Annotated in this window: 1 protein-coding gene; it reads right to left on the minus strand. The window is 48.5% G+C overall.

Features of this window, described 5'->3' with window-relative positions:
• Positions 1-19: 19 nt before the first annotated feature.
• On the minus strand, positions 20-907 hold an 888-nt coding region (locus tag R8N49_RS25700; RefSeq protein ID WP_318190281.1), incomplete at its 5' end, for a sugar kinase.

Here is a 907-nt window from a genome sequence, read left to right on the forward strand (position 1 = left end):
TCTTTCATTTCATCGTTCCTTAAATAGTTGGCATCGCTTGGCTTGGAATGATCGCGCCGCGATGTTGAATAACCGTGCCAGCCACTTTGTGACCAGCAAGCGCAGACTCAGCAACGTCTCCGCCTAAAATTCGTTTTGCCAGATAACCCGCACTAAAAGAATCACCTGCCGCCGTGGTATCCACCACAGCATCAACCTTCAAGGCCGCAACGGTGTGTTGTTGATCTTGTGTTACAACAAAGCAGTCGTCCGCGCCACGTTTCACGATGATCTCTTTCACGCCAAAGCTTTTCGTACGACTGATCGCTTCATCTTCGTGCTTATCTCCCCACAGCATGACCTCGTCATCGAAGGTCAAAAATGCCATGTCGGTGACGCTGAGGATCTTTGAGTAAAAATCACGAGCTTGTTCGATGTTAGGCCAGAGCTTAGGGCGGAAGTTGTTATCGAATGCGATTTTCACACCTTCTTTACGGCACATTGTTAGCAGCTCAATCAACATCTGACGACAATCGTCCGAGATGATCGCCAAGCTAATGCCACTCAGGTAGATCATTTGATGCTGACAAAGATCTTTCACCAACGACAACAATGCTCGCTCACGCAACCAGTATTTTGCTGCCGCATCATTACGCCAGTAAAAGAAGCTACGCTCGCCATCTTCGGCGGTTTCAATCGCGTAAATGCCTGGCAATTTATCTTCAGAAAGGTAGACCATGTCCGTATTGATCCCCTCTTCACGCCATGCCGTTAGCATTTCACGACTAAACGGATCATGCCCTAATCCCGTCACATACGAAGTTTCGACCCCGTGTTGTTTGGTTAGACGAGAAAGGTACACCGCGGTATTGAGCGTATCACCGCCAAAACCTTGCTGTAGCACGCCGTCATGTTTTTTAAGCTCCAC

This window comes from Vibrio sp. 1978 (genome assembly GCF_033344345.1).